The organism is Microbulbifer bruguierae, assembly GCF_029869925.1.
Classification (GTDB): domain Bacteria; phylum Pseudomonadota; class Gammaproteobacteria; order Pseudomonadales; family Cellvibrionaceae; genus Microbulbifer; species Microbulbifer bruguierae.
On the sequence record NZ_CP118605.1, the window covers coordinates 2,539,837 to 2,553,391 of the forward strand.

General features: G+C 56.0%; 9 protein-coding genes. 6 read left to right on the plus strand and 3 right to left on the minus strand.

Annotation, left to right across the window (positions count from 1 at the left end; all coding sequences use genetic code 11):
- Positions 1–42: 42 nt before the first annotated feature.
- The 3 genes from PVT68_RS10565 to PVT68_RS10575 all read right to left on the minus strand — a co-directional run bounded on the left by PVT68_RS10565 (position 43) and on the right by PVT68_RS10575 (position 5,795).
- Positions 43–1,386, minus strand: coding sequence for a dipeptidase (locus PVT68_RS10565; protein WP_280317836.1), 1,344 nt, complete (start codon positions 1,384–1,386; stop codon positions 43–45).
- Between the two features lie 52 nt (positions 1,387–1,438).
- Positions 1,439–3,760, minus strand: a complete 2,322-nt coding sequence (locus PVT68_RS10570) for a TonB-dependent receptor (protein WP_280317838.1) — start codon at positions 3,758–3,760, stop codon at positions 1,439–1,441.
- Positions 3,761–4,016: 256 nt separating this feature from the next.
- On the minus strand, positions 4,017–5,795 hold the full coding sequence (locus PVT68_RS10575; protein ID WP_280317839.1) for a DUF885 domain-containing protein: 1,779 nt from the start codon (positions 5,793–5,795) through the stop codon (positions 4,017–4,019).
- A 369-nt stretch (positions 5,796–6,164) separates the two neighbouring features.
- Here PVT68_RS10575 and PVT68_RS10580 point away from each other — a divergent pair, with 369 nt between their 5' ends.
- From PVT68_RS10580 to PVT68_RS10605, 6 genes are all read left to right on the plus strand, one after another.
- The gene (locus tag PVT68_RS10580; RefSeq protein ID WP_280317841.1) at positions 6,165–7,796 is read left to right on the plus strand and encodes a TldD/PmbA family protein; all 1,632 of its coding nucleotides are present in this window, start codon (positions 6,165–6,167) and stop codon (positions 7,794–7,796) included.
- Positions 7,797–7,828: 32 nt separating this feature from the next.
- A complete protein-coding gene (locus PVT68_RS10585; protein ID WP_280317843.1) occupies positions 7,829–9,166 on the plus strand; it encodes a TldD/PmbA family protein in 1,338 nt (445 codons plus the stop codon).
- A gap of 32 nt (positions 9,167–9,198) precedes the next feature.
- Positions 9,199–10,830, plus strand: a complete 1,632-nt coding sequence (locus tag PVT68_RS10590; protein ID WP_280317844.1) for a TldD/PmbA family protein — start codon at positions 9,199–9,201, stop codon at positions 10,828–10,830.
- 86 nt (positions 10,831–10,916) lie between these two features.
- Positions 10,917–11,630: a DUF4159 domain-containing protein gene (locus PVT68_RS10595; RefSeq protein ID WP_280317846.1), complete on the plus strand. Its 714-nt coding sequence runs from the start codon at positions 10,917–10,919 to the stop codon at positions 11,628–11,630.
- 6 nt (positions 11,631–11,636) lie between these two features.
- Positions 11,637–12,644, plus strand: a complete 1,008-nt coding sequence (locus PVT68_RS10600; RefSeq protein WP_280317848.1) for an AAA family ATPase — start codon at positions 11,637–11,639, stop codon at positions 12,642–12,644.
- Between the two features lie 14 nt (positions 12,645–12,658).
- Entirely contained in the window at positions 12,659–13,555 is an 897-nt protein-coding gene (locus tag PVT68_RS10605; RefSeq protein WP_280317849.1) for a DUF58 domain-containing protein, read from the plus strand.

Here is a 13,555-nt window from a genome sequence, read left to right on the forward strand (position 1 = left end):
CACAAAAAAAGGCCCGCCATTGGCGGGCCTTTTTTTTGCAGATTACCCCTCGGATTTTTGCAAAGACGCGGCTACCGCCTGTACCTCGCCCATCACCCGCATCAGATTACCGCTCCACAGCAGACCGATTTCTTCCTCAGTGTAATTGCGCTTGAGCAGTTCTTCGGTCACCGTCGCAGTTTCCGAGGCATCGTTCCAACCGGAAACACCACCGCCACCGTCGAAGTCAGAGCTGATACCCACATGCTCTATGCCGATCTTCTGCACCAGATAATCGATGTGATCGACAAAGTCCTGCACGTTTACCGGTGGCGTCACCGGGTCGACCTCCTTCTCGACAATAGGCGCCACCTGTGCGCGCAGCTGCATAAAGCCATGCATATATTCATGACGGGCATCGTGATCCAGCTTGGCGACTTCCGACCAGTCCAGCATTTTGAAACCGCTGCTTTGCGCTTCCCTGGCCATGATTTCAAATGCCTTGTTTTTCCAGGCATCGTATTTTTCGCCATTCAGGTACGCAGCAAAGGCAACGGTTTGCACTACACCACCGTTTTCCTTGATCGCCATCAGTTCTTCGTCGTCCAGGTTACGACTGTGATCGTTCATCGCGCGCGCGGAAGAGTGGGAAGCAATAACCGGCGCCTTGGTCAGTTCCAGTGTCTGCATGTTCGCGAGTTTTGAGGGGTGCGACAGGTCGATAATAATTCCAACCCGGTTCATTTCCTCAACCAGTTCCCGCCCGAGATCGCTGAGACCGTTGTGCAGCCACACTCCGTCACTTTCACCGGTATTGGAATCGGCAAACTGGCTGTGGCCGTTGTGTGCCAGTGACATATAGCGCGCACCACGATCGTAGAAATCCTGCACCAGGCTGATATTGGTCCCTAGCGGATAGGCATTTTCCACCCCGATCAATGCCACCAGTTTGCCCGCGTCCGTCAGGGCTTTAACCTCTTCCGCGGTGGTCGCAAAACCGATTCGATCCGGCGCAATTTCATCGGTCAGACGATGTACCGCTTCGAATTTGGCAAGGGCGTTTGCAAGTGCAGCGGCATAGCCCTCTTCACTGAGTTCACCCTGGCCGGTGTAGACGCTAAACCAGATGGCATCCAGACCACCCTGTTCGAGCTTGGCGAGATCAACCTGGGTTTGCAGCCCCTGGGTGTAATTCACATCGTCGGTAAAATTGCTCACATCCAGATCCACGTGGGTATCCATGGTGAGCAAACGTTGATGGAATGTTTCAACGGTTTCCGGCGCTGCACTCTCAATGCTCTCAATGCTCTCGACAGTCTCAACAGCAACAGGCGCGCCATCCTCCCGCGCGCAACCGGCGAGCAGCGCGCCGGTTACACAAAGAGCAATATTCAGTTTTTTATACATAATTTTTCCGTTTGCAAACTTCGCTTAATAACTGGCTTTTAGAAACCAGCTTTTAGAAACTATAAGTCACCGTGCCCTGGAAAGTGCGTGGACTCAGCGGACGGTAGTAAGGGGAGCCCGCATACACGAATGACATCACCTGAGTATCAAATACGTTATCCAGGTTCAAACGCAGATTTGCGTTGTTCAAGCCAATTGCCTCTCCGCTGAAATCCACATAGGCACTGGCCACGGTGTAATCATCCATCTCGAACATCTCGGCGTAATCCGCGTAGCGTTTGCCGGTATATTTGAGCGAGAAGTTGGCAACCGCCCAATCGGTGGGTTCCCAGGTGACGCCGCCGGTCAGCAGCCATTCCGGACTGTCCGCCAATTTACTGCCGGCCGGATTGTTGCCAAAGCCATCGGACAGCTCGGCGCTGTTATAGCTCACGTTCGCGTTGAAGTAGACGGAATCTTTAAATACTGCTGGCATATACACACCGGACAGCTCCACACCCCATGCGGTGGTTTCGCCGACGTTGGTATAGAAAGCTTCGGGCTCGCCGGTGGCCGGGTTCAGTACGTTACCCGCGACCAGTCGATTGTCGAAACTGGTGTAATACATGGACACGGCACCGTTATAGTGCGGGCGACTGGTGCGGTAACCGATTTCAATATTTTCCGCTGTCTCCCCTTTCGGCGCCGGGGCCTCAAAGCTGGTGGCAATAGAGAAAATATCGTCCGCGCCTTTCGGCAGGGCGAAGTTTTCGGAAATGGAGCCAAACACCTGATCGGTATCATTCAGGTTATACACCGCACCAACCATGGGCATGAAGTTGTCGGAATATTTGGCACCCACAGACTGCGGGCCGTAACCCGGCATGCCGCCAATTTCATAGTCGGCGTAGTCCCGGTAACCCTCGAGCGCATAATCGACAGTGAGCGATTTCGCTCCAACCTCGACATTCAGCCGCTCGTCCATCAGTGCAATACTATCTTTTACATAGAACTGCATGGTTTCCCGGGTACTGGTGTAATTTCTACGGTAATAGGCCACCTCATCCCAGATCACCTTGCCATCGGCACTGCCATCGGTTTTGTTGTAACGCAACTGCGAGCGGTTGTAGGTTTCATCCTCAAACCAGCCACCGAATTGCAGCTTGTGGTCGCCGAGCTGCCACTCGATTCCAGTGACCAGACCCTGGCGCTCACCGCCCACACCGGAGTAACCAAACTGTACGCCGCGCGGATGTACTACATCCAGACCAGCCGCCGCCTGACGCTCATAAATCGACAGCGAGTTGCCGTAGCTGTCCGGTGATACTCCGTAGCCGTCTTTGTCTTCGAAATACAAAGTAGAATTCAGGTAGACATCCGCAGTAAGGTCGGTGGCGAGAGAAACTGTATAGAGTTTGTCGTCGCGGATATTGACGCGGTCTTCATAGTAAAGTGTACAGTTGCTGCCGGTGTTGACCGGAGTGAAGTCCTGATCGTCGATGCTGCCATCGCCATTAAAGTCGTAGACCCCAGGCATCGGATTATTACAGCCTGCGGGTAGTTCGCTGAGGTAGGCGTAGTAGTAGTCCGCGTCAAACGTACTTTCGGTACCTGACGGTGAGTCATAATCGTAAAAGTCGTTGCTGATGAAGCTGGCCTGGACATAGGTGTCTTCGTCAAATTCGTATCTTGCTTTACTTTCGATATGCTCGCGGTCAATGGTGCCTGGACCACGCCAGAGATCACTGTCGGTTTTTGAGCGACTGACATAGGCAGAAAAGCCATTGATGTCACCGGTCTCAAGACGGACAAAACTCCGCAGCAGATTATCATCACCGGAAGTCAGTGAGACAAAGGCACCCGCCTGATCAGAGGGTTCGATGGAGTTGTAGGAAACAATGGGGCCGAGTGATGTATAACTGGGCATGGAAACGTCCCCCGCACCAGGAGAGGCCAGCACGGATCCCAGATTTTCATTGTCGACATAGCGGAAAATCGGGCTGCCGCCGAAGGCATCCGAACGCCCCATAGGTACGCCATCCAGGACAAAGCCGACCTGGGCAAGGCTGAACGCCCGCACCTGTACCGAGTTGCCGAATTCATACAACCCCAGAGCACCATCGGTCTGCACGTTGAAGCCCGGCAGGCTCTCGAGCATTTTCAATCCGGAGATACCGGCCGGAGCGGAGAGCAGCTCGTCGCGGGTCACACCGACGGTATTGCTGACTTTGTCTTCACCGATCGCGAGGTCGGCCTGGGACGTGCGCTTGGCCTGCACCACCACCTCTTCCATTTGTCCCGACTCAGCGGCTTGCTCTGCCGCGATGGTTGGAAATGCGGTTAGCGCTCCGGAAATTGCCAGTAAATACGCAGCCGATTTTGTGTTGCTCGCCATATGCCCTTCCCCACTCAGGTAATAAATAGTTGCTGCGGCGATACGCAGCATCCCGTCGGCAGGACAATCTGTAGCAGCATTCTGTACAAGCATTGCTTCCCGGCGAGGGGACTACAGTGGAAACAGCAACATGTGTGCCACCAGTTCGGCGACATGGAAACGTGGGAGGCGATTGTGCGATAAAGCGAAGCAATACTTCGTTGAGATGAATACGCCCCGGTGTTTTACCGGGGCGGAGGTTCCAGGGGCAGGTGTGTCAGTTTTTCTGGTTGCGGATAAAACGATGTATTTGTAGTTCAAGCATCGACAGAGGCAATGCACCATTGGCGAGCAACGCATCGTGGAACTTGCGCAGGTCGAAATTATTGCCCAGCTGTTTTTCCGCCATTGACCGCAGCTCGCGGATTTTGATTTCCCCCATTTTGTACGACAGCGCCTGCCCCGGCCACGAGATATAGCGATCCACTTCTGCACGCACGTTGGCCTGGGACAGGGATGTATTGTCGGCGAGGAAATCCAATGCCTGCTGCCGGGTCCAGCCCTGGGAGTGGATACCGGTGTCGATTACCAGGCGACAAGCCCGCCACATTTCGTAGCTGAGTCGGCCGAAGTCCTGGTGCGGAGTTTCATACACCCCCATTTCAGTACCGAGGCGCTCGGAATACAGCCCCCAGCCTTCGCCATAAGCACTGAGGTAGAGGTTACGGCGGAACTTGGGCACATTTTCCAGCTCCAGCGAAAGCGCACCTTGCAGGTGGTGGCCGGGGACCGCTTCATGAAGGGTCAGCGCCACTAGCTCGTATAGCGGGCGCTGGTCCAGTGCGTAGGTATTAAGCCAGTAAGCACCACCGCGGGTACCACCAATGGCTGCCGGATTGTAGGACGCGGTGGTGTAGTTGGGAGCGATTTCGTCCGGCACCGGCACCACACCATAGGGCAGGCGCGGCAGCTTGCCGAAGAATTCCGGCAGGCGGTAGTCAATGCGTTTGGCAATGTAGGATGCTTCCTTCAGCAGCTCTCTGGGAGTCTTGGCATAGAACTGCGGATCGGTGCGCAGGAACTCGGTGAATTCCTCAAAACTGCCATCAAATCCGGACTCGCCAATCAGCTGGTTCATTTCTTCGCGAATGCGCTTTACTTCCGCGAGGCCGATTTTGTGAATGTCTTCCGGCGCCATGTACTGGGTGACATAGGTGCGGATCGTATGGCGGTAGTAGTCCTTGCCACCGGGCAGGTCTTCCGCCGCCAGGGATTCACTCGCTGCGCTCAAGTAGTCCCCTTCGAGGAAGGTCGCCACGCGCTCGAAGGCTGGAATGGCATGCTCCTTGATCGCCGCGGCACCGGCCTTTTGCAGACGCCGTTTATCGGTCGAGGAGAAGTTTTCCGGAAGGTTTTGGAACGGCTCGTACAGGCTGCTCTTTGTGGGGTCGTCATAGACCTGGGCGCGCACCGTGGGTGCGATGCCCTCCACCACGATCTTGGGCAGCACGAAGCCATCCTTTATACCCACGCGCATGTTGGCCAGGTTCTCATCGAAGTAACGACCGAAATCCTTGATGCGCTTGATGTAGTCTTCGTAGTCGGACACTTTTGGCATATTGAGGCCACTGCTGGCGTCCAGGGCTGCACTCCAGAAGCTGTAAAAAGTATTGACCGGAATACGGTCCAGATACAGTTCATTGCCCTCAATCGAGTTGGTCAGCACCCAGGTCAGCAGGTCCTTGTTGACCCGCTCGGCTTCCTCCAGCTGTTTGCTGTCGATCTTCTTCAGGCGCGCCACAAACGCCTTTTCCGCCTGCAGGCGGCGGGCACGATCCTTTTCAGAAACGCCGGGCAGGCGATCACTGTAGCCCTTTTCACCCATGCGGCTGGCGGTAATGGGGTCTTCACGCAGACTGTATTGCCAGTGGTCATCAATGATGGACTGCAACTGCTCGGCGGCGGTCGCCGCCTGCGCTGCGGGCGCGACGAGCGCGGCGATTACGATAAGAAATGACAGCAGCCGCAGCGGCTGCGCCCGGGACAGTCGGAACATGGTGGATCTCTCCGATGTGCTTTTATTGCGAATGGTACTTTTGCGCGCAACTTTACCATGGCCGCTATCGGAAAAGAGGCCGCGGGCGCATCATCAGGGCTAAACGACGGCTGCTGTCGACCAGACGGGCCGGTGTAGTGAAATATCCTGCTTATCGACCGATTCTCGCCACATGCACCAAGCGGGTGCCCGGTAACCATTCAGCCTCGCCATGCTTCCATTCAACGACTCATTGCTTTACAAAAGAGCCGCAACGCGATTTCCTGTGGGGCTGGACCGCTGTGATCCAGCGGATATAAAAATAAACAGACATCCCGCCACAACGCCGTATCACAGCGGCATGCATGGTGTGGGTGCGCGGGGAGGACCATGGATAGAAGACGATTCATCAAGCTCGCCGGTGTCGGTGCCGGAGGCATTGCGCTGCCGCTCTATGGGGCACAGGTATCCGCCGGGCAACTTATCAACGGCGGCATTGATGTAGGCAGGAAAAAAGCCCTTTCCGACATCGTACTCAACGCCGCAGGCAAAGCCGGCGCCAGCTATACCGATGTGCGCATCGGCCGCTACCTCAACCAGTTTCTGCTCACCCGCGAGACCAACGTCGAAAATATCGTCAATACCGAATCTTTCGGGGCCGGTATCCGGGTAATCGCCAATGGCACCTGGGGCTTTGCCGCGACCAATGATCTCACCGAGGACGGTATTGCCCGTGCAGCGCGCCAGGCAGTGGCGGTGGCCAAGGCAAATTCCAAATACCAGACCGAGCCGGTGCAGCTGGCACCGGTAAAAGGCGTTGGGGAGGTTTCCTGGCAGACGCCCATCAAGAAGAACGCGATCAAAGTGCCCATCAGTGAAAAGGTAGATTTCCTGATGGACGTGAACCAGAGCGCAATGGAAGCCGGGGCCAGCTTTATCAACTCTGCCCTGTATCTGGTCAACGAACAGAAATACTTTGCCTCCAGTGATGGCTCCTACATCGACCAGGACATTCACCGCCTGTGGGCGCCAATGCAGGTGACCGTGGTGGATAAGGATTCCGGGCAGTTCAAAACCCGCGATGGCCTGAGTACACCGGTGGGAATGGGCTACGAATATCTCGACGGGCGCGAAGACGACAAGATTGCCGGCCCCACCACCCTGTACAAAGACTCCTACGATATGGCCGAGGATGCCGTGCTCGCAGCAGAGCAGGCGAAGGTGAAACTGTCGGCCAAATCCATTGAGCCGGGCAAATACGACCTGGTACTCGAGCCACTGCACCTGCGCCTGACCATACACGAGTCTGTAGGTCACCCGCTGGAGCTCGACCGCGTACTCGGCTATGAGGCCAACTACGCTGGCACGTCTTTCGCAACCCTGGACAAGTGGCGCAGCGGCAAGTTCAAGTACGGCAGCGACAAGGTCAATATCTTCGCCGACAGAACACAGACCGGCTCACTGGGCGCTGTGGGATACGATGACGAAGGCGTGCAAGCCAAGCGCTGGGATCTGATCAAGGATGGCGTGCTGGTGAATTACCAGGCCACCCGCGACCAGGTACATATGATCGACCAGAAGGAATCCCACGGCTGCTCCTACGCCGATAGCTGGTCCAGTGTGCAGTTCCAGCGTATGCCGAATGTTTCTCTCGCCCCCGGCAAGGAAAAATACTCGGTCAAAGAAATGATTCGCGATGTCGAAAAAGGTATCTACATCGTGGGCCGCGGGTCTTACTCCATCGACCAGCAGCGGTACAACTTCCAGTTTGGCGGCCAGCTGTTTTACGAAATCAAGAATGGGGAGATTGTCGGCCAGGTAGAGGATGTCGCCTACCAGTCGAATACACAGGAATTCTGGAATTCCTGCAGTGCCATCTGCGATAGCAGCGATTACCGTCTCGGCGGTACCTTTTTCGATGGCAAAGGGCAGCCCAGCCAGGTAAGCGCAGTTTCGCACGGTTGTGCGACGAGTCGCTTCGACAAAATCAACGTGATCAATACCAAGCGTAAGATCGGCTAAACGAAAAACAATAAATTTTTGGAGCAGACAAGATGGCAATTTTATCCAGAAGTGAAGCCAAAAACATTCTCGACAAGGTGCTGAAATACAGCAAGGCGGAAGGTGCCAGTGCACAGCTTTCCGGTGCGGAGACCGGCAACATCCGCTACGCGCGCAACAGTGTATCCACTAGCGGTATCGTCAACGATATCGAACTGGCAGTAGAAGCACGCTTCGGTAAAAAGTCCGGCACCGCCACCATTAACGAGTTCAGCGATGCCTCGCTGGAAAAAGTGATGCGCCGCGCTGAAGAGCTGGCCAAGCTCTCCCCCGACAACCCCGAATCCATGCCACTGCTGGGTGAACAGAAATACATGGCGGTAAACGGTTTCGCCAAGTCCACCGCCGACATCACCCCGGACCAGCGCGCCAAGGCCGCCGCCGATTCCATCCAGGCCGCGATGAAGAAAGACGTAATCGCCGCAGGCTATCTGGAAGACGCCCGCTCATTTGCCGCCGTTGCCAACACCAACGGACTGTTCGGCTACCACGCGTCCACTTCCGCCAACTTTACCGTCACCATGCGCACCGAAAACGGTCTCGGCTCCGGCTGGGCGCAAAGTGACGTGACCGATATCGGTGACATGAATACTGCGTCCAGCTCGTCAATCGCAATCGACAAGGCGGTGCTGTCCCAGGAAGCGCGCGCGTTGGAGCCCGGCAAGTACACCGTTATCCTCGAACCCAGCGCGGTTTCCGGTCTGCTGGCCTACATGATGGGCAACTTCGACACCCGCAGCGCCGACGAAGGTCGCAGCTTCCTGAGCAAGAAAGGCGGTGGCAATCGGGTTGGCGAGAAAATGTTCGACAAACGTGTGCACCTTTACTCTGATCCTTCTGATCTGAGCGTACCTGCGCAACCCTGGTCCGATGACGACCATATGGCCATGCAGCGCGTGGACTGGATCAAAGGCGGCGTGGTTGAAAAGCTTCCCTGCAGCCGCTACTGGGCGGAGCAATCCAAGAGCACCGCAACTCCAGAGCCCAACAACCTGATTATGGTAGGTGGCGACAAGTCCACCGAAGAACTGATCAAGAATACCCGCCGCGGTGTACTGGTAACCCGCACCTGGTATATCCGCATGGTTGATCCGCAGTCTCTGTTGCTGACCGGCCTGACACGGGACGGAACCTTCTATATCGAGAACGGCAAGATCAAATACCCGATCAAGAATTTCCGCTTCAATGAAAGCCCCGTGATCATGCTTAACAATATCGAAGATATGGGCCGCGCCGAGCGTGTAAATATGGGATGGTTTGGCTATTCAGCGATGATTCCCGCGCTGAAAGTGCGCGACTTTACCTTCAGCAGCCTTTCCGACGCTGTTTAATGACTACTGCAGAAAAATATTAGGAGCGAACAATGGATCGAAGAAAATTTCTGCAGTTGGGTGGTGCCGGTCTCGGCGTCTCCATGCTGCCACTGTCTGGCAACGTCATCGCCGAAAGCAAACTCACCCAGAGCGGCTTGGATGTCGCCGTCAAAAAAGAACTGGCGGACGCTGCACTGAATACCGCCACCAAGCTGGGGGCTTCCTACGCGGATGTGCGTATCGGCCGCTACCTGAACCAGTACGTCATCACCCGTGAAATGAATGTTCAGAACGTGGTGAATACCGAATCCATCGGCATGGGCGTACGCGTCATTGCCAACGGTACCTGGGGCTTTTCTGCCACCAACGATATGACCAGTGATGGTATCGCCCGCGCTACCGCGCAGGCGGTTGCCACCGCCAAGGCGAATTCCAAATACCAGAAAGAGCCGGTGCAGCTCGCCCCGGTAAAAGGCCACGGTGAAGTCAGCTGGAAAACACCGATTCAGAAAAATGCCATGACCATTCCCCTGGTGGAAAAGGTTGATCTGCTGATGGAAGTGAACAAGGCTGCTCTGGATGCCGGAGCCAGCTTTATCAATTCCATGCTGTTTCTGGTCAATGAACAGAAGTATTTTGCCTCTACCGATGGCTCCTACATCGACCAGGATGTTCACCGTCTTTGGTCGCCGTTCAGCGTCACTGCAGTAGACAAGAAAGACGGCGGCTTCCGCACTCGCGACGGTCTCGGCATGCCAGTGGGCCGCGGCTTCGAATATCTCGATGGCCGTGCGGAACACAAAGTGCAGTCACAAACTGTTTTGTATAGTGACTCCTACGACATGGTCGAAGATGCACGCCTGGCTGCCGAACAGGCCCAGGAAAAACTCAAAGCCAAGTCGGTTAAACCCGGCAAGTACGATCTGGTGCTGGACCCGTCACACCTATGGCTCACCATTCACGAGTCTGTGGGTCACCCACTGGAACTGGACCGCGTGCTGGGCTACGAAGCCAACTTCGCTGGCACGTCCTTCGCCACCATCGACAAGTGGCAGAGCGGAAAATTCCAGTACGGCAGTGACAAGGTCAATCTGTTTGCCGACAAGGTGCAACCGGGTTCACTGGGTGCGGTCGGCTACGACGACGAAGGTGTGAAAACAGGTAGCTGGGATCTGGTGAAGGAAGGCGTACTGACCAACTACCAGGCGATTCGCGACCAGGTGCACATGCTGGGACAAAAGGAATCCCAGGGTTGCTGTTATGCCGACAGCTGGTCCAGTGTGCAATTCCAGCGTATGGCCAACGTTTCCCTGCTCCCCGGTGAGAAAGAGTTAAGCGTTGACGACATGATCAAGGACGTGGAAAAAGGGATTTATATCGTCGGTGATGGCTCCTTCTCCATCGACCAGCAACGCTATAACTTCCAGTTTGGTGGCCAGCTGTTCTATGAGATCGAGGACGGCAAAATCACCGGCATGCTGGAAGATGTTGCCTATCAGTCCAACACACAGGAATTCTGGAATTCCTGTTCGCAGATCTGTGACAAGAACGACTACCGTCTCGGTGGCTCCTTCTTCGACGGTAAAGGGCAACCAAGCCAGTCGAGTGCCGTTTCTCACGGCAGTTCCACCACGCGCTTCGATGGTGTGAACGTCATCAATACCAAACGCAAACTCGGATAATACCGGGTATGGCAATCGCCATGTCGCTATCGGCATGGCGATTGCAACTACCGGCCGATCCAATAAGAAGTTTCAGAGCTGTATCCGTGTCACTCACCCGCAAACAATTTCTGCAGCGCCTGTTGCTGGCCGGTGGCGGTTTCGCCATGTCGGGCGCGGTGCGTGCGCAGGGTGACAATTCACCGCAGTACGATTTTTATTTCACCCGCCTGATGTATGAATCCGGCGACTGGGATGTGGACCAGCGCATGCCTTCCAATGTGCTCAACTCCCTGATCGAATATACGAACCTGAAGGTCGACCCCAGTGAACGCATAGTTCCGCTCGCGGATTCGGAAATGCTGCTGGCACCTTTCTGCTACTTGACCGGACACAAGCTGGTGGAATTTACCGCAGCGGAAGCGGGTAACTTCCGCGATTACGTCAACCGCGGTGGTTTTGTTTTTGTCGACGATTGCAACCATGATATCGACGGTCTTTTCGCCAAGTCTTTCGAGGCGCAAATGGTGAAGCTGTTTGGCGAAGACTGCCTGCAGAAATTACCCGACGACCACGACCTGTATCGCTGCTTTTTCCAGTTCGACGAACTTCCGGTAACCAGTTTTGAACTGAACGGCTGGGGCGATGATCTGGTACACGACTACCTCAAAGCCATAGTGGTAAACGGCCGCATCGCGGTGCTTTACAGCAACAAGGACTTTGGTTGCGAGTGGGATTATGACTACCGCAACAAGCGCTGGCTCGCCATCGACAACACCAGGTTCGCCGTCAACATTGTTATCTACGCACTTACAAGCTGAAACACCATGGACATCACCTCGCCCGACAAGATTGAGCAAATGATCGAACAACAACATCGTGCGCTGGAGCGGCTGCGTGGCGAGATCGGCAAGGTTATTGTCGGCCAGCAGGAAGTAGTGGAGCAGATGCTGGTATGTCTGCTTGCCCGCGGCCACGTGCTGCTTGAAGGTGTCCCCGGCCTCGGCAAAACCCTGCTGGTGAAGACCCTTGCGGATGCGTCCAGCCTGTTATTCAAGCGCGTACAGTTCACCCCGGATCTGATGCCGGGAGACATCCTCGGCAGTGAAATCCTCGAAGAGGACCACAGCACCGGCAAGCGCTTTTTCAAATTCCAGCCGGGCCCGATTTTTACCAATATTCTGCTGGCGGACGAAATCAACCGCACGCCGCCAAAAACCCAGGCCGCACTGCTGGAATCCATGCAGGAGTATTCCGTTACCGTGGCCGGTGAGACCATGGCGCTGCCCCAACCCTACTTCGTGCTGGCGACCCAGAACCCCATAGAGCAGGCCGGCACCTATCCGCTACCGGAGGCACAGCTGGACCGTTTCCTGCTGAATATCCATATCGATTATCCGCAGGAACAGGAAGAAGTGGCGATCCTGCGCGCAACTACCGGCGCCGCCGGTGCAAAACCGGAGCCGTGCCTCGATGCAGAACAGCTACAGGCGATGCAGAACCTGGTGCGCGAGGTGTCCGTCAGCGACAGCCTGTATCAATACGTCGCGCAGCTGGTGCGTGCGACCCGCAGTCACAACCGCGAAGACAGCCTCGCCCAGTGGATCAAATGGGGTGCCGGTCCCCGCGCCGGGCAGGCACTGATTCTTGCCGCCAAGGCACGCGCCTTCCTGCACCGCCGGCTGGCGGTGACCCGCGCTGATCTCCAGGCGTTACTGCTGCCGGTATTGCGCCACCGTATTCTGCTTAGCTTCCACGCGCAGGCCGACGGTATCGATATTGAGCAGGTGCTACAGGAATTACTGCGCATCGTGCCGGAACCCGGACGGGACTGACGGGGACCTTGTCCGTGCAACTGACAAACCCGCTCACACTGGCGAGTATCCGCGACCTCGCATGGCTATCCCGGCACATCGCCGAAGGCATGCTGCTGGGTATGCAACACAGCCAGCGTCGCGGTGCCGGTATCGAGTTCCAGCAGTACCGCAGCTATGAACCCGGCGATGCCATCCGGCATATCGACTGGAAACTGTTTGCCCGTTCCGACCGCTATTTTGTGCGCGAGGCGGAACAGGAAAGTCAGATGCACGTGTGCATCGTGCTCGATACCAGTGCCTCCATGGCACAACCGAGTTTTACCTACCCGGAACTGAGCAAGCTGCAATATGCCAAGTGCTGGATTGCAACCTTGTGCTGGCTGCTACAAAACCAGGGCGATCGTTTTTCTCTATTGGCATTGAATGATCGCGGTAACCGCCATATTCCCGAGGGCCAGGGCGAGAGCCATCACCGCCGTATCGCGCTGGAGCTGGATTCGCTTGAAGCCGCAGGCCACTGGCCGCAGCATGCACAGCTGGCGCCGGTGTGGGCCCGATTCGAACACCCCTGTCAGGTAGTACTGGTAAGTGACTTCTTCGAACACCATGACCAGGGCGATATCAGGAATTTCGCCGCGCGTTTGTTCGCCGCCGGCCGGCCTTGCCTGCCGGTGCAGATACTGGTGGAGGCGGAGCAGACTTTTCCCTTCGATGGCGACCTGAAAATCCGCGATCCAGAGGCACCGGGCATTATTGAGCTCGGCGCCAGGCAACAGCGGGCGGATTACCTGTCCGCATTCGCCACTGCCCAGAACAGACTCACCGCGCATTTTTCCGCGCGGGAATGCCCGCTCACCACCACCACCGTGGAGACACCCATAGAGCAGTCATTACACACATTTATCAGCGCACACGGGAGAGTCGGCTGA